The organism is Pelomonas sp. Root1237 (assembly GCF_001425055.1).
Classification (GTDB): domain Bacteria; phylum Pseudomonadota; class Gammaproteobacteria; order Burkholderiales; family Burkholderiaceae_C; genus Pelomonas.
Genome location: NZ_LMDK01000012.1, coordinates 622,260 through 643,295 on the forward strand (window position 1 = coordinate 622,260; position 21,036 = coordinate 643,295).

General features: G+C 67.8%; 17 protein-coding genes and 1 pseudogene. 9 read left to right on the forward strand and 9 right to left on the reverse strand.

Annotated features, from left to right (window positions below):
- Window position 1 precedes the first annotated feature (1 nt).
- The 5 genes from ASC91_RS10715 to ASC91_RS10735 are packed head-to-tail and all read left to right on the forward strand — an operon-like array spanning window position 2 to window position 5,842.
- Window positions 2-670 carry a Crp/Fnr family transcriptional regulator gene (locus ASC91_RS10715; RefSeq protein WP_056196243.1) on the forward strand — a complete coding sequence of 223 codons (669 nt, stop codon included), beginning with the start codon at window positions 2-4 and terminating at the stop codon, window positions 668-670.
- A gap of 16 nt (window positions 671-686) precedes the next feature.
- Window positions 687-3,065: a DNA translocase FtsK gene (locus ASC91_RS10720; protein ID WP_082532592.1), complete on the forward strand. Its 2,379-nt coding sequence runs from the start codon at window positions 687-689 to the stop codon at window positions 3,063-3,065.
- Complete coding sequence (lolA, locus tag ASC91_RS10725) at window positions 3,062-3,667, forward strand: outer membrane lipoprotein chaperone LolA (protein ID WP_056196247.1); 606 nt, start codon at window positions 3,062-3,064, stop codon at window positions 3,665-3,667. Before ASC91_RS10720 ends, lolA begins: the two co-directional genes overlap by 4 nt.
- Window positions 3,668-3,669: 2 nt before the next feature.
- Window positions 3,670-4,959 (forward strand): replication-associated recombination protein A, encoded by a 1,290-nt coding sequence (locus ASC91_RS10730; protein WP_056197216.1) that lies wholly within the window; start codon window positions 3,670-3,672, stop codon window positions 4,957-4,959.
- Entirely contained in the window at window positions 4,943-5,842 is a 900-nt protein-coding gene (locus tag ASC91_RS10735) for an amino acid ABC transporter substrate-binding protein (protein ID WP_200955260.1), read from the forward strand. The genes ASC91_RS10730 and ASC91_RS10735 overlap by 17 nt, the downstream gene beginning before the upstream one ends.
- Here ASC91_RS10735 and ASC91_RS10740 read toward each other — a convergent pair.
- A complete protein-coding gene (locus tag ASC91_RS10740; protein ID WP_056196252.1) occupies window positions 5,839-7,179 on the reverse strand; it encodes a sigma-54 dependent transcriptional regulator in 1,341 nt (446 codons plus the stop codon). The two genes, ASC91_RS10735 and ASC91_RS10740, sit on opposite strands and share 4 nt — an antisense overlap.
- On the reverse strand, window positions 7,172-9,058 hold the full coding sequence (locus tag ASC91_RS10745) for an ATP-binding protein (protein ID WP_056196255.1): 1,887 nt from the start codon (window positions 9,056-9,058) through the stop codon (window positions 7,172-7,174). Before ASC91_RS10745 ends, ASC91_RS10740 begins: the two co-directional genes overlap by 8 nt.
- A 297-nt stretch (window positions 9,059-9,355) precedes the next feature.
- Here ASC91_RS10745 and ASC91_RS10750 point away from each other — a divergent pair, with 297 nt between their 5' ends.
- The 4 genes from ASC91_RS10750 to ASC91_RS10765 all read left to right on the forward strand — a co-directional run bounded on the left by ASC91_RS10750 (window position 9,356) and on the right by ASC91_RS10765 (window position 13,004).
- The gene (locus tag ASC91_RS10750) at window positions 9,356-10,279 is read left to right on the forward strand and encodes a branched-chain amino acid ABC transporter permease (protein WP_056196256.1); all 924 of its coding nucleotides are present in this window, start codon (window positions 9,356-9,358) and stop codon (window positions 10,277-10,279) included.
- A 13-nt stretch (window positions 10,280-10,292) separates the two neighbouring features.
- A complete protein-coding gene (locus tag ASC91_RS10755) occupies window positions 10,293-11,375 on the forward strand; it encodes a branched-chain amino acid ABC transporter permease (protein WP_056196259.1) in 1,083 nt (360 codons plus the stop codon).
- Between the two features lie 14 nt (window positions 11,376-11,389).
- Window positions 11,390-12,175, forward strand: coding sequence for an ABC transporter ATP-binding protein (locus tag ASC91_RS10760; RefSeq protein ID WP_056196261.1), 786 nt, complete (start codon window positions 11,390-11,392; stop codon window positions 12,173-12,175).
- Window positions 12,176-12,290: 115 nt separating this feature from the next.
- Entirely contained in the window at window positions 12,291-13,004 is a 714-nt protein-coding gene (locus ASC91_RS10765; RefSeq protein WP_056196264.1) for an ABC transporter ATP-binding protein, read from the forward strand.
- Between the two features lie 50 nt (window positions 13,005-13,054).
- Here ASC91_RS10765 and ASC91_RS10770 read toward each other — a convergent pair whose 3' ends face one another.
- The 7 genes and pseudogenes from ASC91_RS10770 to ASC91_RS10795 all read right to left on the reverse strand — a co-directional run bounded on the left by ASC91_RS10770 (window position 13,055) and on the right by ASC91_RS10795 (window position 21,035).
- Entirely contained in the window at window positions 13,055-13,444 is a 390-nt protein-coding gene (locus ASC91_RS10770) for a thiol-disulfide oxidoreductase DCC family protein (protein WP_056196267.1), read from the reverse strand.
- On the reverse strand, window positions 13,441-14,007 hold the full coding sequence (locus ASC91_RS30240; RefSeq protein WP_235531975.1) for a DUF4166 domain-containing protein: 567 nt from the start codon (window positions 14,005-14,007) through the stop codon (window positions 13,441-13,443). The genes ASC91_RS10770 and ASC91_RS30240 overlap by 4 nt, the downstream gene beginning before the upstream one ends.
- Window positions 13,990-15,102, reverse strand: a pseudogene (locus ASC91_RS10775) (saccharopine dehydrogenase NADP-binding domain-containing protein); the annotation flags it as partial. The pseudogene ASC91_RS10775 and the gene ASC91_RS30240, both read right to left, overlap by 18 nt.
- Before the next feature lie 99 nt (window positions 15,103-15,201).
- Window positions 15,202-17,538, reverse strand: coding sequence for an alkaline phosphatase (locus tag ASC91_RS10780; protein WP_056196269.1), 2,337 nt, complete (start codon window positions 17,536-17,538; stop codon window positions 15,202-15,204).
- A gap of 13 nt (window positions 17,539-17,551) precedes the next feature.
- Window positions 17,552-18,988 (reverse strand): OmpP1/FadL family transporter, encoded by a 1,437-nt coding sequence (locus tag ASC91_RS10785; protein ID WP_056196271.1) that lies wholly within the window; start codon window positions 18,986-18,988, stop codon window positions 17,552-17,554.
- 192 nt (window positions 18,989-19,180) lie between these two features.
- On the reverse strand, window positions 19,181-20,236 hold the full coding sequence (locus tag ASC91_RS10790; RefSeq protein WP_056196274.1) for a Glu/Leu/Phe/Val dehydrogenase dimerization domain-containing protein: 1,056 nt from the start codon (window positions 20,234-20,236) through the stop codon (window positions 19,181-19,183).
- Window positions 20,237-20,306: 70 nt separating this feature from the next.
- Complete coding sequence (locus tag ASC91_RS10795) at window positions 20,307-21,035, reverse strand: 2OG-Fe dioxygenase family protein (RefSeq protein WP_056196277.1); 729 nt, start codon at window positions 21,033-21,035, stop codon at window positions 20,307-20,309.
- Between the last annotated feature and the right edge of the window lies 1 nt (window position 21,036).

The window sequence follows — 21,036 nt, forward strand, 5'->3', positions numbered from 1 at the left end:
TATGGCGATGATTTCCAACCTCGACCTGATCCGCCGTGTTCCGCTGTTCTCGATGCTGACCACCGATCAGGCCCAATCCATCGCCGACAGCGTCGTCAAGCGCCGCTTCAAGCGCGGCGAACTGATCGTCGAGCAGGGCACCAAGTCCAACGCCCTCTTCATCCTGCTCAACGGCCGTGCCCGCGTGCTGACGGCCGACCACCGCGGCCGCGAGGTCATTCTGGCCGTGCTGCAGTCGGGCGACTACGTGGGCGAGATGAGCCTCATCGACAACGAGCCCCACTCGGCCACGGTGCGCGCCGAGGTGCAGACCGACATGCTGGTGCTCGGCCGCCTGGAGTTCGCGCGCTGCCTGCCCGAGAGCAGCAGCCTCTCCTACGGCATCCTGCGCGGGCTGGTGGCGCGCTTGCGCAATGCCGACCGGCAGATCGAGTCGCTCGCGCTGCTTGACGTCTATGGCCGCGTGGCGCGCACGCTGCTGGACATGTCCGAGGACGAGAAGGGCATCAAGCTGATCCGCGGCAAGGTTTCGCGCCAGGACATGGCCAAGGTCGTGGGTGCCTCGCGCGAGATGGTCAGCCGGGTCATGAAGGATCTGGAAGAGCGCGGCGTCATTGAAACGCTTGAGAACGGTTCGGTGGTCATCAAGGAACGGCTGACCCACGATTGACAGCGACAATGCGGGGATGAGTTTTCCCCTCGGTTCCCTGCTGGGCGGTGACGATGCCGCCGGCGAACCCGCCGCTCCCGCCAAACCCACCCGCCGCCAGACGCCCAAGCGCGAAGTGGCCCCGCCGTCAGCCGCCTCGCGGCTGCTGCGCACGCCCCTGTGGCTGGCGCTGACGGCCCTGCTGCTCGCGCTGCTCGTGCTGGCGATGGCGACGCACGACCTGCGCGACGCTGCCTTCAGCACCAGCGGCCAGCGAGACCTCGTCGGCAACCGCGTTGGCAGCTTTGGCGCCTGGTTATCGGACGGCCTGCTGTTCCTGTTCGGCTTTTCCGCCTGGTGGTTGCCGCTGCTGGCCCTGCGCGGCTGGCTGCGCAGCCTGGCCGGGCTGTTGCGCCATGACGTGGACCCCGTGCTGCGCTGGAGCCAGCGCGCGCGGTTCTGGGCTGGCATCGTGCTGCTCATCGGCGCGAGTTGCGCGCTGGAGTGGAGCCGCCTCTATGCCCTCGAGGCGCGCCTGCCCGGCCATGCCGGCGGCCTGGTCGGCTATGCGCTCGGGCCCCTGGGTATGAGGGGCCTGGGCTTTGCCGGCTCCGGCGTTGTCTGGATCGTGCTGCTGCTGACCGGCATGGCCTGGGCATTCCGCTTCTCCTGGGGGCATCTGGCGGAGCGCATCGGTGAGCGTATCGAGCAGTTGCGCGAGAAGCGCATCGAGCAGCGCGAGATGAAGGCCGATCAGAAGGCCGGTGAGCAGGCGGTGAAGGAGCGCGAGCAGGAGGTCGAGGTCGAGCGCCAGATCGAGCGCCAGGTCGAAGCCGACCATGCGCCGCTGGTCATCGAGGCGCCGGTCGTCGAGGTGCCCCAGTCCACGCGGGTGGCCAAGGAGCGCCAGCAGACGTTGTTCGTCGACGCCGGCGACGCCAAGCTCCCGCAAGTTGACTTGCTGGACGCCGCACCCGGCCGCCAGGAGACGGTCACGCCTGAATCGCTGGAAATGACCAGCCGCCTCATCGAGAAGAAGCTGCGCGACTTCGGCGTCGAGGTGCATGTGGTCGCCGCATCCCCCGGCCCGGTCATCACGCGCTATGAGATCGAACCGGCCACCGGTGTGAAGGGCTCGCAGATCGTCGGCCTCGCCAAGGACCTGGCGCGCTCCTTGAGCCTCGTGTCCATCCGCGTCGTCGAGACCATCCCGGGCAAGAACTACATGGCGCTGGAGCTGCCCAACGCGCGCCGCCAGACCATCCGCCTGTCCGAAATCCTCGGCTCGCAGGTCTACGCGGACGCGTCGTCCCAGCTGACCATGGGCCTGGGCAAGGACATCGTCGGCCTGCCCATCGTCGCCGACCTTGCCAAGATGCCGCATTGCCTCGTGGCCGGCACGACCGGTTCGGGCAAGTCAGTGGGCATCAACGCGATGATCCTCAGCCTGCTCTACAAGGCCGAGGCCCGTGATGTGCGCCTCATCCTCATCGACCCCAAGATGCTGGAGATGAGCGTCTACGAAGGCATCCCGCATCTGCTGGCACCGGTCGTGACGGACATGAAGCAGGCCAGCAATGCGCTGAACTGGTGCGTTGGCGAGATGGAGCGGCGCTACAAGCTCATGTCCAAGATGGGCGTGCGCAACCTCGCCGGCTACAACAAGAAGATCGACGAGGCCAAGGCCAACGGCATCAGCATTCCGAATCCGTTCGCGCTGAACAACGAAGAACCCGAACCGCTGGAGCGCCTGCCGTTCATCGTCGTCGTCATCGACGAACTGGCCGACCTGATGATGGTCGTCGGCAAGAAGATCGAGGAACTGATCGCTCGCCTGGCGCAGAAGGCGCGCGCGGCCGGCATCCACCTGATCCTGGCCACGCAGCGGCCGTCGGTGGACGTCATCACCGGTCTCATCAAGGCCAACATCCCGACCCGCCTGTCCTTCCAGGTCAGCTCCAAGATCGACAGCCGCACCATCCTCGACCAGATGGGCGCCGAGGCGCTGCTTGGCATGGGCGACATGCTCTACATGCCCTCGGGCACCGGCCTGCCCATCCGCGTGCATGGCGCCTTTGTCAGCGACGACGAGGTGCACCGCGTTGTGGAGTACATCAAGTCCCAGGGTGAACCCAATTACATCGAAGGCATTCTCGAAGGTGGCGTGCTCGACGGCATCGACGGCGAGGCGCCGGCGCCGGGCGAGGCCGGCGGTGAGCAAGACCCCATGTACGACCAGGCCGTGGCTATCGTCCTACAACATCGCAAGGCTTCCATCTCGCTGGTGCAACGCCATCTGCGCATAGGCTACAACCGCGCCGCGCGGCTGCTGGAGCAGATGGAAAACTCCGGCCTCGTTGGCGCGCTGGCATCCAACGGCAGCCGTGAACTGATCATTCCTAAACGAGACGAATGAAGAAACTCCTGCTCTCCCTGACGCTGCTCATTGCTGGCATCGCCCACGCCGATGCGGTCGATGCGCTGCGCGACTTCGGCCGCGACGTGAAGAGCGGCAAGGCCAATTTCACGCAAACGGTGACGTCGCCCGACGGCAAGCGCAAGAAGGTCTCTTCAGGCAGCTTCGAGTTCGAGCGGCCCAACCGCTTTCGCTTTGCCTATGCCAAGCCCTTCGAGCAAGTCATCGTCGCCGATGGCCACAAGGTCTGGATCTATGACGCCGACCTCAACCAGGCCAGCTCGCGCAAGTTGGCGGACGCGTTGGGCGCCACGCCGGCGGCGCTGCTCGCCGGCAGCAATCTTGAACGCGACTTCACGCTGAAGTCTCAAGCGAGCGACGGCGGCCTGGATTGGGTGCAGGCGGCGCCCAAGCAGGCCGAATCCACCATCCAATCGCTCAAGCTCGGCTTCAAGGGCAAGGAGCTGGCGGCGATGGAGATCGTCGACAGCTTCGGCCAGCGCTCGCGGCTGGACTTCAGCGCCGTGCAGGCCAATGTGCCGGTCGCGGCCGAGCGCTTCCAGTTCAAGCTGCCGGCCGGGGCCGATCTGATCGAGCAGTGAGCATCGGTTCGCTCTTCGACGCCGACCCGCCCGCGCCGCCGCTGGCCGAACGGCTGCGCCCGAAGACGCTGGACGAGGTCATCGGCCAGCGCCATCTGCTCGGCCCAGGCATGCCGCTGCGTGCGGCCTTCGAGGCGGGGCGGCTGCAGAGCATGATCCTGTGGGGCCCGCCCGGTGTCGGCAAGACGACGCTGGCGCGCCTGGTGGCCGGTGCCTTCGACGCGCAGTTCATCGCCATCTCGGCCGTGCTGGGTGGCGTGAAGGACATCCGCGAAGCGGTGGACCGTGCCCAGATTGCAGCCCAGCAGGGCCGGCGTACGGTGGTCTTCGTTGACGAGGTGCACCGCTTCAACAAGGCCCAGCAGGACGCCTTCCTGCCGCATGTCGAGTCCGGCCTGTTCACCTTCATCGGCGCGACGACCGAGAACCCCAGCTTCGAAGTCAACTCGGCGCTGCTGTCGCGCGCCCAGGTGCAGGTGCTGAAGAGCCTGGACGCGAGCGAGCTGCAGGAGCTGATCGAACGTGGCGCCAGGGAGCTCGATGTCGAGGCGCCGACGAAGGAAGCCGCCGACCGACTGATTGGCTACGCTGACGGCGATGCGCGCCGGCTGCTGAACGCCCTGGAGTCCGCCGCGTCGCTCGCCAATGGCGCCCGCATCGACGAAGCACTGCTGGAGCGGACCCTCGGCGAACAGCTGCGCCGCTACGACAAGGGTGGCGACCAGTTCTACGACGTCATCAGCGCCCTGCACAAGTCGGTTCGTGGCAGCAATCCCGATGCGGCGCTGTACTGGTTCGTGCGCATGGTGGATGGCGGCGTCGACGCCCGCTACATCGCGCGCAGGCTGATCCGCATGGCCAGCGAGGACATCGGCCTGGCCGATCCGCGCGCGCTGCGCATCACGCTGGACGCGGCCGACACCTACGAGCGCCTGGGCACGCCCGAGGGCGAGCTGGCCTTGGCCGAGGCGGTCGTCTACCTCGCCATCGCGCCCAAATCCAATGCCGTCTACAAGGCCTTCAACGCGGTGAAGGCCTTCATCAAGCAGGACCAGACGCGGCCGGTGCCCGAGCATCTGCGCAATGCGCCGACGCGGCTGATGAAGGATCTGGGCTATGGCAAGGCCTATCGCTATGCCCACGACGAGCCCAATGGCTATGCGGCCGGCGAGCAATACCTGCCAGACGGGCTGGAAGGCCAGCGCTGGTACGAACCCGTGCCGCGCGGGCTGGAACTGCGCATTGCCGACAAGCTGGCCGAGCTGCGCCGCCTGGATGATGAAGCGACTTAGCGCGGCCCTGCTCGCGCTGTGCGCCTTGGCTGCACACGCGGCCGACGGCCCGACGCTCACGCGGGTGCGCGACACCGGCGTCATCGTCATCGGCTACCGGCCGGCATCCCTGCCTTTCTCCTATCTCGACGCCCAGTTGCGCCCCACCGGCTACACGGTCGAGCTCTGCGACCGCATCGTCGCTGCGGTGCGGACCAAGCTGCAGTTGCCCGACCTCGAAGTACGTCGCGTCGAAGTCGCTTCGGCCACCCGCATGCCGCTGGTCATCAACGGCACGCTGGACCTGGAATGCGGCATCACGACGCACACCGCCGAGCGGGCGCGCCAGCAGGCCTTCTCGCTGACCATCTTCATCGCCGAGACTCGGCTGATGACGCGTGCCGCCGAGCGCGTGCAGGGCCTGACCGACCTGCGCGGCTTGGCCGTAGCGTCCACCATCGGCACGACCAGCATCCAGCATCTGGCCAAGGCCAACGACCAGCAGGGCTTGGGCATCCGCATCCTCGGCGGACTGGACGACCCTGAAGGCTTCCAGCTGCTGCGCAGCGGCCGCGCCTCGGCCTTCCTGATGGACGACGTGCTGCTGCGCGCGCTGCTTGCCCAGCAGGGCCCTGGCGCGGACGACTACCGCATCTCCGACCAGGCCCTGACCGTGGAGCCTTATGCCATCGGCCTGCGCAAGAATGATCCGCAGTTCAAGGCGTTGGTGGATGAGGTGCTGGCCGACCTCTACCGCAGCGGCGAGATCCACGCGATCTATCGCCGCTGGTTCGAGTCGCCGCTGCCGTCGCAGGGGCTGAACCTGAAGCTGCCGATGAGTGCAGCCTTCCGCCGCGTCATTGCGAACCCGACCGACTCGCCGGATCCCGAGAAGTATCGCTAGCGGAAGTCGTCCAGCACGATGCCGTGCCGGTTCAGCTTGTCGTACAGCGTCTTGCGCGGCGTGCCCAGCAGCTCCATCGCGGCGGGCACCTTGCCGTGGCAGCGGCGCAAGGCCTGCTCGATCAGCGTCTTCTCGACCAGGTCCATCTGGCGCGCCAGGTTGAGCGCCGGCACGGCCTGCAGCGCGGCCTGGGGGTCAAGGTCGTCAAGCGCAAGCACGAAGCGGTCGGCCGCGTTGCGGATCTCGCGCACATTGCCCGGCCAGTCGTGGGCCATCAGCTCGCGCAGCTTCTCGGGCGTCAACTCGGGCGCGGCACGCTCGTAGCGCGCACAGGCTTGCACGACAAAGTGCTGGAACAGCAGCGGGACGTCCTCGCGGCGCTCGCGCAGCGGCGGCAGCGTCAACGTGGCGATGTTGAGTCGGTAATAAAGGTCGCTGCGAAACTCGTTCTTGGCGGCCTGCTCGCGCAGGTCCGACTTGCTGGCGGCGATGAAGCGCACGTTGATCGGCAGCTCCTCGTTGGAGCCCAGGCGCTCGATGCGTCGCTCCTGCAGCACGCGCAGCAGCTTGATCTGCAGCGCGATCGGCATGGTCTCGATCTCGTCCAGCAGCAGTGTGCCGCCGTTGGCATGCTCGATCTTGCCAATGCGGCGCTTGGCGGCTGACGTGAACGAGCCCGGCTCGTGGCCGAACAATTCGCTCTCGAACAGCGCCTCGGGCAGGCCGCCGCAGTTGATGGCAACGAAATGGCGGTCGCGGCGCGCGCTCTGGTCGTGCAGGCAGCGCGCCACCAGCTCCTTGCCGGTGCCGGTCTCGCCGACGATCAGCACATCTGCCGAGGTGCCGGCCAGATTCAGCACCTGGCGGCGCAGCTGCTGCATGGCCGGAGACTGTCCCAGCAGCGCGGCCTCGATGCCGCTGGCGCGCTGCAGCTGCGTGCGCAGCTCGTCGGCCGAGTGGCGCAGCGTGCGCAGGTCCAGGGCGCGGCGGGCCACGTCCAGCAGGCGCTCGGGCGCGAAGGGCTTCTCGATGAAGTCGTAGGCGCCGGCGCGCATGGACTGCACGGCCATGGTCACGTCGCCGTGGGCCGTGATGAGGATGGTGGGAATGCTGGCGTCGGTGGCCTGCACATGGGCCAGCAGCGCGCGGCCGTCCATGCCGGGCAGGCGCACATCGGTGATGACGATGATGGGCGCGCCGGGCTGGATGTGGGGCAGGGCCTCCTCGGCGGTGCGGCAGGGCTGCACAGTGAAACCCTCCAGTTCCAGCGTCTGCGTGAGGCTGACCCGCACCGGCAGGTCGTCCTCGACGAACACGACCTTGTAGCCTTCAAACATCTTTCGTCTCCGGTACTGCCGCCCAGGTTTCGACGGCAAGGTCGAACTCGAAACTCATGCCGTGCTCCAGGCGTTGGGCACGCAGCGTGCCGCCGAACTCATGCACGATCTTGGCTGAAATCACCAGGCCCAGCCCCAGGCCTTCGCCAGCGGGCTTGGTGGTGAAGAAGGGCTCGAACAGGCGCTGCAGGTCTGCCTCGCCGACACCGGCACCGCTGTCCTGCACGCGCATCAGGGCGCGGCGCCCGCCATCCTGTGCGATGACCTGCACGCGGAGTTGGCGCTCGGCCTCGTTCTGCATCGCGTCAATGGCGTTGCCGAACAGGTTGACCAGCACCTGCTCCAGCCGGTTGGCCTCTGCCCGCACGCGCAGGCCGGCGGGCACCTCGATCTCGGCCTGCACATCCAGCGCGCGGCTGCGGTGCTCCAGCAGCAGCAGGGCGTTGCGCACGCAGTCCAGCAACGATACGGCGCCCGTGACCTGCTCGTCGGCCTTGCGGGCAAAACTCTTCAGCTGGCGCGTGATCTGACTCATGCGCTCGACCATGTCGTCCATCAGCTGCAGATTGGTCGCCACCGCGTCCTGGCGGCCGGCTTCCAGCAAGCGGATCGAGTTGCGCGCCAGCGCGCGCAAGGCGGTCAGCGGCTGGTTGACTTCGTGCGACAGCCCGGCCGACATCTGACCCAGCACGGCAAGCTTGCTGGCCTGCAGCAACTCGCCTTCGGTCTGCAGGCGCTGGGCGATCTGGGTCTTCAGCGCGTCGTTGGTCTGGCGCAGCTCGGCGGTGCGGCTGTCCACCAGTTGTTCGAGCAGGGCGTGGGCCTGCTGCAGCTCCGTTTGCGCTTTGGTGAGCTGGCGCAGCGCGCGCCGGCGCGATGACAGATAGAGCACGAGCAGGCCGATGCTGGCGCCAAACGCTGCACCGCCCCAGGCCGCGAGCTGGGCGCGCTGGCGCACCTCGGTCAGGTCCGACAGAGCCACCAGGCGCAGGCCCAGCGGCACGATCTGGCGCTGCTGGGCCAGCATGGGCTTGGCACCGGGCAAAGGCAGGCTGACCTGCTGGCCCTGGTGCACCTCCAGCGAGGCCGGCAGGTCCAGGTTGGGGCCGATGGCCTGCGGGTAGCGCGCACTGGCCTGCAGGGCCTGGCGGCGCGACGGGTCGGCGTGGCCCAGCACGGCGTACTTCCAGGCCTGCACGGAGCTCATGATGACGACGTCCTGATCGTCGGCGATGAGGATGCGTTCGTTCTGCGAGCGCAGGCCGAGGTCGATCCACGTCGCTTCCAGTGGCGCGAGGTTGAAGCGCACGACGATGACGCCCCGGAGCGGGATCTCTCCCGCTCCCGCCGATGACACCTGGCTGGCCCCGCGCAGCGGGTGCAGCAGGTAGAAGTCGGTGCTGCCCGTCGTCGGGTCGGCGGCGAAGAAGTGGGTGCGACCCTGCGCCAGCGCTTCGGTGAGTCGAGAGGGCGGCGTCAACGCCTCGCTGGCTGACAAGACCTGGCCCCTGGCGTCGGCGACGAAGATCTGGTGAGTGCCGGCGCGCACATTGACGCGGGCCAGCATCTGGCTGGCGGCGCGGCGGGCGTTCGCATCTTCGGGCGCCTGCATCAGCGCCTGCAGCGTGGGCGCGATGGCCAGCAGGCTGGGCAGGGAAGCGTGTCGGCCCAGCTCGGCAGCGAGGTTGGAGGCGTAGAGCTCCAGCCGCTCGGTGCTGAGTGCCGACAACTGCTCGCGGCCGCTGCGTTCACTGATGCGGTGCGCGAGCACGAAGCCGAGCACCATCAGCAAGCCTGTCAGGAAGAGATGGAAGCCCGGCCGGCTCAGCAGGCGGAGGAGGCGCAGCGCGCGCGGGCGAAGAGAGGCAGTCACAACCATGGCAGGGCCGTGTAGTTTGCCCATGCGATGGCGCGCACGACAGCGCCTGCAGCAGTTTTTTCGACGCTGGCGGAGAACCGCTCGCAGTCGCTGCGGTTTGTGCGGATTTCCGCCCAGTTTTTGCTGGTCGACACTCGTGAAATCTGACCAGGGTCACCCTCTGGGGACGGATCAAACGGTCGAGGGTTTCATACCGTCGGTGAATACCCTTGAAACGTCTTGATTGGCACGAGGGTTGCGATTTATCCCGGGTCGCTTGGCGCATGCTGCGCCCCAACAATTATTCCTGGAGCCCTCATGGAGACTCTGATTCAACAGATCATCAACGGCCTGGTGCTGGGGAGCATGTATGCCCTCGTCGCCCTGGGCTACACGATGGTCTACGGCATCATCAACCTCATCAATTTCGCCCACGGCGAGATCCTGATGGTGGGCGCCATGGTCAGCTGGACGCTGGTCACGCTGCTGGCGGATTCCGGCATTCCCGGCTGGCTGCTGATGCTGATCGGCCTGGCCGCCGCCATCGTCGTCTGCGCGACGCTGAACTACGCAGTCGAGAAGATCGCCTACCGGCCGCTGCGCAACGCCCCGCGACTGGCCCCGCTGATCACCGCCATGGGCATGTCGCTGCTGCTGCAGGTGCTGGCGATGATCATCTGGAAGCCGAACCCCAAGCCCTTCCCGTTGCTGCTGCCCACCACGCCGTTCGACCTGGGTGGCCCCGTCATCACCGTCACGCAATGCCTGATCCTGGGCCTGACGGTCTGCATCCTGGCCGGCCTGATGTACCTGGTGAACTACACCAAGCTGGGCCGCGCGATGCGCGCCACCGCCGAGAACCCGCGCGTGGCCGGCCTGATGGGCGTCAAGCCCGACTTCATCATCTCCACCACCTTCGTCATCGGCGCCGCGCTCGCCGCAGTGGCCGGCCTGATGTGGGCGGCCAACTACGGCACCGTGCAGCACACCATGGGCTTCATGCCCGGGCTGAAGGCCTTCACGGCCGCGGTGCTGGGCGGCATCGGCAACCTGGCCGGCGCGGTGGTGGGCGGCGTGCTGCTCGGCCTCATCGAGGCCATCGGCGCGGGCTACCTGGGCGACCTGACCGGTGGCGTGCTGGGCAGCCACTACGCCGACATCTTCGCCTTCGTCGCCCTCATCCTCGTGCTGACGCTGCGCCCCTCGGGCCTGCTCGGCGAGCGTGTGGCCGATCGCGCCTGAAGGGAGACAAGACATGGACACCAAGAAAATCTTCACCTTCCTCGCGGCCGCCATCGGCCTGCTCGTTGTGCCGTTGTTCGCACAGCAGCTCGGCAATGGTCCGGTCCGCATCATCGACCTGGCGCTGCTCTACGTGCTGCTGGCGCTGGGGCTGAACATCGTCGTTGGCTATGCCGGCCTGCTGGACCTGGGCTACGTCGCTTTCTACGCGGTCGGCGCCTACATGTTCGCGCTGATGTCCAGCCCGCACCTGAGCGAGAACTTCGAGGCCATCCAGGCCGCGTTCCCGACGGGCCTGCATTCGCCGCTGTGGCTGGTCATCCCGGCCGGAGCGGCGCTGGCAGCCTTCTTCGGCGTGATGCTGGGGGCGCCAACGCTGAAGCTGCGCGGCGACTATCTCGCCATCGTCACGCTGGGCTTCGGCGAAATCATCCGCGTCTTCCTGAACAACCTGGAGTACCCGGTCAACATCACCAACGGCCCGCGCGGCATCGGCCAGATCGACTCCTTCCACGTCTTCGGCGTGGACCTGGGCAAGTCCTGGGAGGTGTTCGGCTTCACGCTGCCGTCGGTGACGCTGTACTACTACCTCTTCCTGGCCCTCGTGGTGGGGGGCGTGGTGGTCTGCTATCGGCTGGAGAACTCCCGCATCGGCCGCGCCTGGATGGCCATCCGCGAGGACGAGATCGCCGCCAAGGCCATGGGCATCAACACCCGCAACCTGAAGCTGCTGGCCTTCGGCATGGGCGCCACCTTCGGCGGCGTGTCGGGCGCGATGTTCGCGAGCTTCCAGGGCTTCGTGTCGCCCGAGTCCTTCAGCCTGCAGGAGTCGGTCATGATCGTCGCGATGGTTGTGCTCGGCGGCATCGGCCACATCCCCGGCGTCATCCTCGGCGCGCTGATGCTGTCGGCCCTGCCCGAGGTGCTGCGCTACGTCGCCGGCCCGCTGCAGCAGATGACTGACGGTCGCCTCGACGCCTCCATCCTGCGGCAGCTGCTGGTGGCCCTGGCCATGATCGGCATCATGCTGGCCCGTCCGCGCGGCCTGTGGCCGGCGCCCGAGCACGGCAAGGTCGCCCCGCCTGCCGCGAAGTGAGGGAGGACACCAACATGAGCAAACACGACAACATCGTTCTCAACGTCAGCGGCGCATCCAAGCGCTTCGGCGGCGTGCAGGCCCTGTCCGACGTCGGCATCCAGATCCAACGCGGCCAGGTGTACGGCCTCATCGGCCCCAACGGCGCCGGCAAGACGACCTTCTTCAACGTCATCACGGGCCTGTACGTGCCGGACGGCGGCAGCTTCTCGCTCGGCGGCACGCCCTACACGCCGCAGGCCGTGCACCAGGTCGCCAAGGCCGGCATCGCGCGCACCTTCCAGAACATCCGCCTCTTCGCCGACATGACGGCGATCGAGAACGTGATGGTTGGCCGCCACATCCGCACCAAGTCCGGCCTGATCGGCGCGGTGTTCCGCACGCCCAAGTTCAAGGCCGAGGAGGCCGCCATCAAGGCGCGCGCCCAGGAGCTGCTGGACTATGTCGGCATCGGCAAGTACGCGGACTACAAGGCCCGCACGCTGAGCTATGGCGACCAGCGCCGTCTGGAGATCGCCCGAGCCCTGGCCACCGACCCGCAGCTGATCGCGCTGGACGAACCCGCCGCGGGCATGAACGCGACCGAGAAGGTCGTGCTGCGCGAGCTGATCGACCGCATCCGCAACGACGGCCGCACCATCCTGCTCATCGAGCACGACGTGAAGCTGGTCATGGGCCTGTGCGACCGCGTGACGGTGCTGGACTACGGCAAGCAGATCGCCGAAGGCACGCCCTACGACGTGCAGCGCAACGAAAAGGTGATCGAGGCCTACCTCGGCGCCGGCCACAAGAACCACTAAGGATGACCCACCCCCGTAGCGCTTCGCGCTCCCCCTCAAGGGGGCGCACCCAGTGGCCTGGCAAAGCCAGTTCCACGGGTGCCGCTTGGTCAACGCACGATTTGGAGTGATAGGTATGGCAGCAACCCTGCTCAAGGTTTCTGGCTTGAAGGTCGCCTACGGCGGCATCCAGGCCGTCAAGGGCGTCAGCTTCGAGGTGCGCGAGGGCGAACTGGTGTCGCTGATCGGCGCCAACGGCGCCGGCAAGACGACGACGCTGAAGGCCATCACCGGCCTGCAGCCGGTGGCCGCTGGCAGCGTCGAATACCTCGGCAAGCCCATCAAGGGTCAAGGCGCCTGGGACCTGGCCAAGCAGGGCCTGGTCATGGTGCCGGAGGGCCGTGGCACCTTCACGCGCATGACCATCACCGAGAACCTGCAGATGGGCGCCTACAACCGCAAGGATGGCGAGGTGCAGGCGGACATGGACAAGGTCTTCGGCCTGTTCCCGCGCCTGAAGGAGCGCGCCAAGCAGCTGGCCGGCACGATGTCCGGCGGCGAGCAGCAGATGCTGGCCATGGGCCGCGCGCTGATGGCCCGCCCCAAGGTGCTGCTGCTGGACGAGCCGTCCATGGGCCTGTCGCCCATCATGGTGGACAAGATCTTCGAGGTCGTGAACGACATCCACCAGCAGGGCGTCACCATCCTGCTCGTCGAGCAGAACGCCAGCCGCGCGCTGCAACTGGCCAACCGCGGCTATGTGATGGAGTCGGGCGAGGTGACGATGGAGGGCGAGGGCCAAGCGTTGCTGAACGATCCGAAGGTGCGCGCCGCCTACCTGGGCGAATAAGCGGTTCCGAACCGCTCTAGAAAAAACGCCCGGCACTGCCGGGCGTTTTTTTAGTCGAGGAATCTGGCCGCATGCTCAGGCTGCGGGCGGATGCAGAGGGCCGAGCGCCCGAACAGCCGGTAGCGGTTCCTGGCGACCAGGCGGTACAACGGATCTCGGACGATGGACGGGATCAGCCATGCGATCCAGGCCAGGCGCCAGGGCCAGCCCAGCGCATGCAGCACGCGAAATATGGCTGCCGTGTGCTGCCACGCGCGAGGGCCATCGACGAGCAGAAATGTCTGCAGGCCTTCGGGCACCAGCCCCTCTGCGGCCAGCAGACGCCGCCCCGCGGCGCCCTGGATGGAAGCAAAGCGCAAGCGGGCCTTGCTGTCATGCCGCAGGATGAACTGCACCCAGCCGTTGCAGAGCAGGCACTGGGCATCGAACACGATGATCATGAAGTGGCCTGCGCCGGACCGAGTTCGAGATGGCCGTCATAGGCCGCGACGGTGCCCAGCAGCGGCAGGCCGGCGGCGACGCGGAAGTGCAGCTGATCGTCCTTGCCGGTTTCCTCGGCCACCACCTGCGGCATCAGCCATCGCGGGCACGGTAGGCCCATGAAACGCAGGCCTTCAAGCTCCATCCTCAGCCGGCCATCGGCAACGCTCAAGCCAAAAGTCAGCCGGGCAGCCCCGAGCTTCTCCTGGATCTTGCCGGCCACCAGCCGCATTCGTGATGTCATGGTCCGCGTCGGGAAGTGGCGCGTCCAACGTTCGGCCTCCGCGCTGGCGTCGAGCTCGAAGCTGAGCGGGCCGCTGCTGGCACGGCGTGGCGTCCCAAGGCAGAAGGCCAGCAGCCGGGCCGGCAGCGAACTCGGCGCCTGTGTCTGCACCCAGCCGTTCAAGACGGTGTGCCCCGCGAGCCGATGGAAGCGCTGCACCGCCATTGGCAGTTGTGAATAGCTGGCGCCCAGCACGCGTTCGTAGAGGCTCAGGGCGTCGATGCTGGGCGATTCGTTCATGTCGATGCGCAGGCCTTCGGATTCTCGTGCGAAGTCCTGCAGCGACAGCAGGCCCACACAGGGCTGGGCGCCTGCGAGCGATGCGTCGCCGTGCTGCAGTTTGCGGATCAGCGCCGCAGCGGCCAGCGTCGGGACGAAGGGGCCATCGCCGTGAGTAGCAACCAAATGCCAGGTGCGACTGCGCCTGATGCCTTCAGCAGTTTCCCCGCTGACACAGACATGCATGGCGCCCGCGTTCGACCCCAGGCCGCTGAACCGGTCGCCGAGCCACTTCAGGGCCACCGCATGAGCCGACCAGTCCTTGACGATGCCGACCCGGGCCAGCAGCGCCAGGGCGTTCATGCCTCGGTGCAGGAGCGGTAATTCGAGGCCGGCGCCGAAGCTGATCGTCGGGCAGCCGGCATGGCGCTTGGGCAGCAGCGCGAGGTCAGGCACGTCACAAGGCGACAGCAGCCGGTTCCCGACCGGCACGGGATAAAGGTGACGCCGGCTCCCACTCCAGCCAAAGCTGGGACGGTGGTCCACGGCCGGCAGGGCCTTGCCGCAGTAGCTCAGGATGGCGCGCACCGTGGCCAGGCCTCGTTCGGTACGGTTGCCCGGGCTGATGCCGATGTCGATGTGGTCGACGCGGGTGAGTCCCTGCGCCAGATGGCGAGCTGCTGCATCGGACAGGGCAGGCACGGAACTCGCGCCGCTGATGATGCTCAGGCCACGGTCCAGCGCGGCCTGGTTCAGGCTGCTGATGCCGACCACGAAATCCCGGCCGTCAGCCAGATCGATGTAGTGCGCGCCAGCGGCCATGCAGGCTTGAGCGACGTGATACCGCTGGCCCTGGAACGGGCCCGAGGTGTGCACGGTGATGTCAGGCGCCAGCGCTTTGAGGTCGTCGGCGAAAGCCGGTGCATCCGCATCGAGCGTGGCGCAGCTCAGTTGCGCGCGCGCCGCCCCGCGCAGCGCATCCACCAGGGCCAGGCCTTGTGCGGCGGACCGACCCGCCACGATGAGGTGCAGGCCGGGGCTGCGGGCCAGCCGTTCAACGAGACGGCGCCCGAAGAAGCCGTAGCCGCCGATGACCAGAACGCGGTAGAGAGGCATGCGGGAGTCTAAGCACGCCTCACAGGTGCCCATCTGCGTGGCGCGGCAAAGGAAAACGCCCGGCATTGCCGGGCGTTCTGATTCGTGCGGACGGCCGCGTCAGAGTCCGGCCATCACGGCCACATCCGTCACGCCAGCGGCGACGCGAACCGTCCTGACGGCGGCCACCGGCGACGCCGGCGCCGTGCCGCCGACCTGGCGTGCCATCTTCTTGAACGTGCAGATCAACTCGGTCTTGCTGAGTGACACGACGGCATAGCCCTGGGCGTCGCTGTCGACATGCTTGATCCAGGGGTTGTTGACAGGCGGCGCAACGGCCGTCGTCGGGTCTGCAAACGGGTTCAGGCGCTTGACGATCTCGGACGCCGGCACGAAGTTGGCCGGGATGCCCAGGGCCGCGGCCAGCTTCTGCTGGATCAGGCCGTAGAGCGTCATCGCCGCGACCGACTTGCCGGCGGCTGCCAGGCCCGCGATCGTGCCCGCGATGATGGTGCCCATGGTGCCAGCCTGCGTTTCGTCGAAGGTGACGATGACGGCCTTGGACAGCGACGCTGTCGGCGCGAAGGCTGCGGCAGGCACCAGCCCAGCCAGGACGGCACCCTGCACGGCAGCCTGGATGGCCGCCGTGTTGGTCAGGTCGGTCACGCCCGCCGCGATGGCGATGGCCGCGCTCAGGATCTGGATGGCGATGCCTTCAGACTCGGCCTCGCTCGTGGCCACCAGCGGCTTCAGCGCGGCAAAGGTCGGCTTGCTGGCTTCGGTGTAGAAATAGCTGAAGTTGGAATTGCTGGACACGCCTGCCGTGACGAGGTCGACCATCGCCGGCACCTGCGTGGCGGCGTCGTAGTCGGCCATCACGACGCCGGCATAAAAGGCGTGGATGTCGCCGGTGACGGCCACGACGTTCTTCACGCCCTTGCTCAGCAGTTGGCCCATCAGGTATTTGCGCTCGGCGTTGAAGCCGTCCCACTGGTCGGCATTCAGCACGAACTTGGCCTTGAAGGCTGCCGGCGCACTGGGGATCTTGTTGCCGTCCATGCCCATACGCAGCAGCGAAACCTCGTTGCCCCAGATCTTCCACAGCGCGGTGGACGCCGCCATCGTCTGCACCCACCACTGGCGCTGCGCGCCGCCCAGCATGCTGACGAGGGCCAGCGGGTCGGGCAGCGACGCGCCAGCGGCCAGCTTGGCGGCCTCGACGCCGGCGAGCGTCGCCTGCGGCACCATGTAGCGCGCGCCGATGCTGCCGACGGCCTGGCCGGTCAGCGGGCTGGGCGCGGCCTCGGGGATCAGGTGGTCGGCGCGGTACAGGCGCTGGTCGGTCATGATCAGGTGCATCAGCTTGCCGAACTTCAGGTCGCGGTAGATGCGGATGCCGGTGATGCCCTGGCCCGGGTCCAGCGTGAAGCTGATGTCGGCCGGCATGTTCTCGAACCAGGCTTGGTTGGCCGCGAGGCGGCGCGAGGTCTGGGCCGTGTTGTCGCCGACTTGCGTCGTCGCGTTGAACGTGCCGTTGTCGTAGGTCTCGCGGTCCTGCCAGCAGTCGTCGCTGAACTCGTGGTCATCCCAGACGGCCACGAAGGCGAAGCGCTCGTGCAGGTTCTGCAGGCGGCGGTCGGTGCGGTAGCGCTTGTAGAGGTAGCGGTAGTCGCCCAGCGTCGTCGCGTACTTGCCTCCGGTGGGCAGGGCTGTGCCGTTGGGCAGGGTCAGCGCGGCGTGCGCGCTCTCGACGCCACCGGCCTGGTAGTCGGCGCCGACGGTCTCGTAGATGTAGTCGCCCAGGTGGACGATGAAATCGATGTTTTCCGTGGCCAGCATGTCCATGCCGGCCCAGTGGTTCACGTTCCAGTCCTGGCAGGACACGAAGGCGAAGTTCAGCGCGCTGATATCGGTGTCAGCCGCGGGCGCCGTCTTGAAGCGGCCGATGCGCGACACGCTGCTGCCGGCCGTGAACTGGTAGTAGTAGACGGTGGCCGGCTGCAGGCCGCTGATGCGGTGGCGCAGCGTGTGGTCGTAGAACTCGTAGACCGGCACGTCGGCGGTAGCGTCGGCCGTGCCCGCCAGTGTCGAGGTCGTGCCGAGCAGGGCGGCATTGCCGGCGGCGCTGCTGATCTTCAGTGTCACGCTGTAGCTGCCGGCGCCAGTGGCGCTGGTCACGTCATCGGCCGTGCTCGGCACGACGCGGGCCCACAGCACGGCGCCGTCGGGCTTGGGGTCGCCCGAGGCCACCGATTGCGGGAACTTGAACGTGCCACTCGCGGCGGCCGTCGTCGGCAGCGGTGTGCTGCTGCCTGGGAAGGTGGCGGGCAAGGGCTCGATGGGCGCGCCCGCATCGCCACCGCCGCCGCAGCCGACGAGGCTGGACAGGGCGGTGGAGGCGGTGATCAGGGCGCCGGCTTGCGCGGCGCTGCGGCGGAGAAAACTGCGGCGATCCATGATGCGCGCCTCCTCAGAACTTGTAGTTGAACTGGACACCGAAGATGGTGGCCTTGGAGGCGTAGTTGCCGCGTGCGGTCGAGTAGGCGCAGTTGCAGGGCTGCTCGCCGTCGCCATCGTCGGTCGCGTTCATCGCCGCGTCCTTGAGCTTCACATGGCCGAAGGAGAAATCGATGCTGGCGTTGTCCATCAGCGCCAGATTGGCGCCGAGGGCGAGCCAGGTGCGGTGGGCATCGGGCAGGGCCGGGCTGCGCGTCGCCGAGGGCACGGGCGACAGATCCTTGCTGTAGCCGGCCCGCAGCAGCAGCGCAGGCAGGGCCTGCCATTGGGCGCCGACCGAGACCTTGGTGCTGTCCTTCCAGTGCTCGGCGGTGGTGGAGTCGGCCGTGCTGTTCGCGAAATCGATGCGCAGCTGCTTCAAGCGGGAGTCGCGCGTGAAAGTGAAGTCGCCCATCACGGCGATGGTCGGCGTCAGCTGCTGGAAGCCGTGGATGGACAGCGACTCGGGCGTGCGCACCGAGAGGCTGACGTCGGAGTCGCTGTGGTCCAGGGCCGAGACGCCGTTGTAGGGTTTGGCGGTGATAGCGGCCAGCACTTCGGCGGGCAGGTTGGTGGGCTGGGTCCAGTCGGCGCTGCCCTTGAGCTTGTGGCTGACGCTGCTGCGGTAGCTCAGGCCCATGCGCGTGCCGGCAGCGGGCTCCCACAGCAGGGCGAGGTTGAAGCCCAGGCCCCAGTCCTTGCCCTCGACGGCGATGGAGCCGTCATAGGCCGGGTTGCCGAAGACCGTGGCGGCCTGCTGCTGCAGTTGCAGCGCGAGGCCGGGCGCGCCAGCGGCGGCGGCCTGGTGGGCGGCGTTGAGCAGGCCGGCGGCGTAGACGGAGGCATAGGGCACGGCGCGGCGCAGCTTGCCTTCCATGTACTGGATGTTCAGGCCGGCCGCGAGCGACAGCTCGGGCGAGGTCTTCCAGGCGACGTTGGGGTTGATCGAGATGGACTTCAGCTCGACCTTCTGCAGGTTGTAGCGGCCACCCCAGTCAGCTCGGTAGTCGAGCTTGGTGCCCCAGGGCACGAAGACGCCGAGGCCGTAGGCCAGCGTGTCGGAGGCCTTGTAGGCGGCATAGAGATGGGGCACGACCGCGGCCTTGGCAAAGCTCATCGTGTCGCCGACGGTGCCCGTCGAGCGCGGCGCCAGACCGGAGCCGGGCAGGGAGATATAGGAGCCCTGGTCGGTGAAGCGGGTCTTGGGGTCGACGTAGTCCACGACGCCGGACAAGTTCCAGCCCGTCAGGCGTGTGAGGCCGGCGGGGTTGGCGAACAGCGTGCTGGCGTCGGTGGCCTCAGCCGCGTTCGCGTTGGCGGTGCCTTCGGCGGCGGCGCTCTGGGTGCCGAAGCGGTAGCCGGCTGAATGGGCCGTCAGGGCCAGGGGCAGCAGGGCGATACCTGCCAGCAAGGGGCGCAGCGCGCGGGTTGGACGTGTAGTGCGTCGCATAGGGTTTGCCTCCGGTAATCGTACGTAACCGACGCAGATTGTGCGCAGCCGCCGTGTCGCCATGAGGACAAACCGGTCGAGACAAACCCTGGACTTGAGAGGGCTCTCTAAATGTTGGCCGGGCGCCACCGCCCGGCCATTGCAGGGATGGACTTAGGGCAGGCGGACGAGCTTGGAACGGGCCCAGTCATCGGCGACGCGAGCGGGCGTCGAGTCGGCTGTCTGCACGCGCTGCAGCAGCTCTTCGACACGCTCGGCGATCTTGCTCACCTCGGCCATCACGGCCGTCTCTTCACCCTCACCGCGGTACTCGCGAGCCACGCTGATGATGCCGCCGGCATTCACCAGGTAATCGGGCAGGTAGCAGATGCCGTGGCGCTGCAGTGCGTCACCGTCATCGGGCGTGGCGAGCTGGTTGTTGGCCGCGCCGGCGATCAGCTTGGCACGCAGCGTCGGCACCGTCTTCTCGTTCAGGGAAGCGCCGAGCGCACAGGGCGCCAGCACGTCGACGTCGGCGGCCAGGATGTCCGCCACGCTGGCGGCGGTGGCGCCGAACTGCGCGACGGCGCGCTCGACCTTGGCGGCGTCCACGTCAGCCACGACCAGCTTGGCGCCAGCCTTGTGCAGGAACTCGGCCAGGTGCCAGCCGACAGCGCCCAGGCCCTGCAGCGCGACACGCACGCCTTCCAGCGACGAGCGACCCAGCACCAGGCGGGCGCCGGCCTGGATGGAGACGAACACGCCCCAGGCCGTCTTGGGGCTGGGGTCGCCACCGAAGGCGCCTTCGCGCGGGATGCCGCTGACAAAGGACGTTTGGGCTTGCATGCCGCGCATGTCGGCGGTCGTCGTGCCGACGTCCTCGGCGGTGATGTAGGCGCCGGCCAGCGACTGCACGGCGCGGCCGAAGGCGGCGAACAGGGCAGGGCGGTCGAAGGCGCCTTCAGGCTTCAGGATGACGGCCTTGCCGCCGCCGAATGGCAGGTCGGCCAGCGCGTTCTTCAGGCTCATGCCCTGGGACAGGCGCAGCGCGTCGTTCAGCGCGGCGGCTTCGGATTCGTAGTGCCACAGGCGGCAGCCCCCGAAGGCGGGCCCGCGAGCGGTGCTGTGCACGGCCAGGATGGCCTTGAGGCCGGTGGCCGGGTCGGTGGCGAGCAGCACGCGCTCGTGCGGGGACTGCTCGGGCAGGCCGAAGAGGGAGGTCGGGTTCATGACGGTCGGCGCTTTTGGCGCGGCAGTAGGTAGAAGAACGGCCACGCTTTTGGCGTGGCCGCTCGGGATTCTACGGACCCTGGAATCCGCCGCCTCTTAATGTGATGACGAGGGTGTCGCGCCAGCCGCGTTCGCCCGCCACAACGGGCTGGATGGGGGTGGTTTCGTGGATCACGCGGGCGTCGTCCAGCAGCAGCGTCGTCCAGGGCTGGGTCATCGTGAAGCGCTGGCCCGCCGGGCCGGCGGCGTCGAAGACCCGCGATTCGCCGCCCTTGACGCCTTGGCGGCCGACGAAGAGCACGGCTACGAGGTCGACGCCGTCGCGGTGGGCGCCCTCGGGCGTCGGGCGGCCGATGCCATCGCTGGTGTCGATGCGGAAAGGGTGGGCCTCGATGAACCAGGGCTGCTCGCCCTTCAGTGCCGACGCCGTTTTCGCCAACCCCAGCAGCAGCGCCGTCCAGGCAGGTGAATTGACCATCTCCTGCGCCAGCGGCACGAACCAGCGCTGGATGCCGCCGTGCAGCGCGTTGTAGTCCAGCGGCTGCCAGTGGGCGCGGTGGGGCTGAAGAGTCAGCGTGTCGCCGTCGGCGACGAAGCAGCCGTGGCGTCGGAAGCGGTAGCGGCCGCCGTCGCGCAGGTAGCCATCGGGCGGCAGGTCGTCCCAGCAGGGCTTGAGGGTGTCGAGGTCGTCGGCAGAGGCGCCCAGCACGCCAAGCGAACTTGGCGCCAGCACGGCCTCGCCATCGCGCTTCAGCGCGTCGACCAGTTCAGCAGCGGGTGTCCACGGCGGCTCGAACATC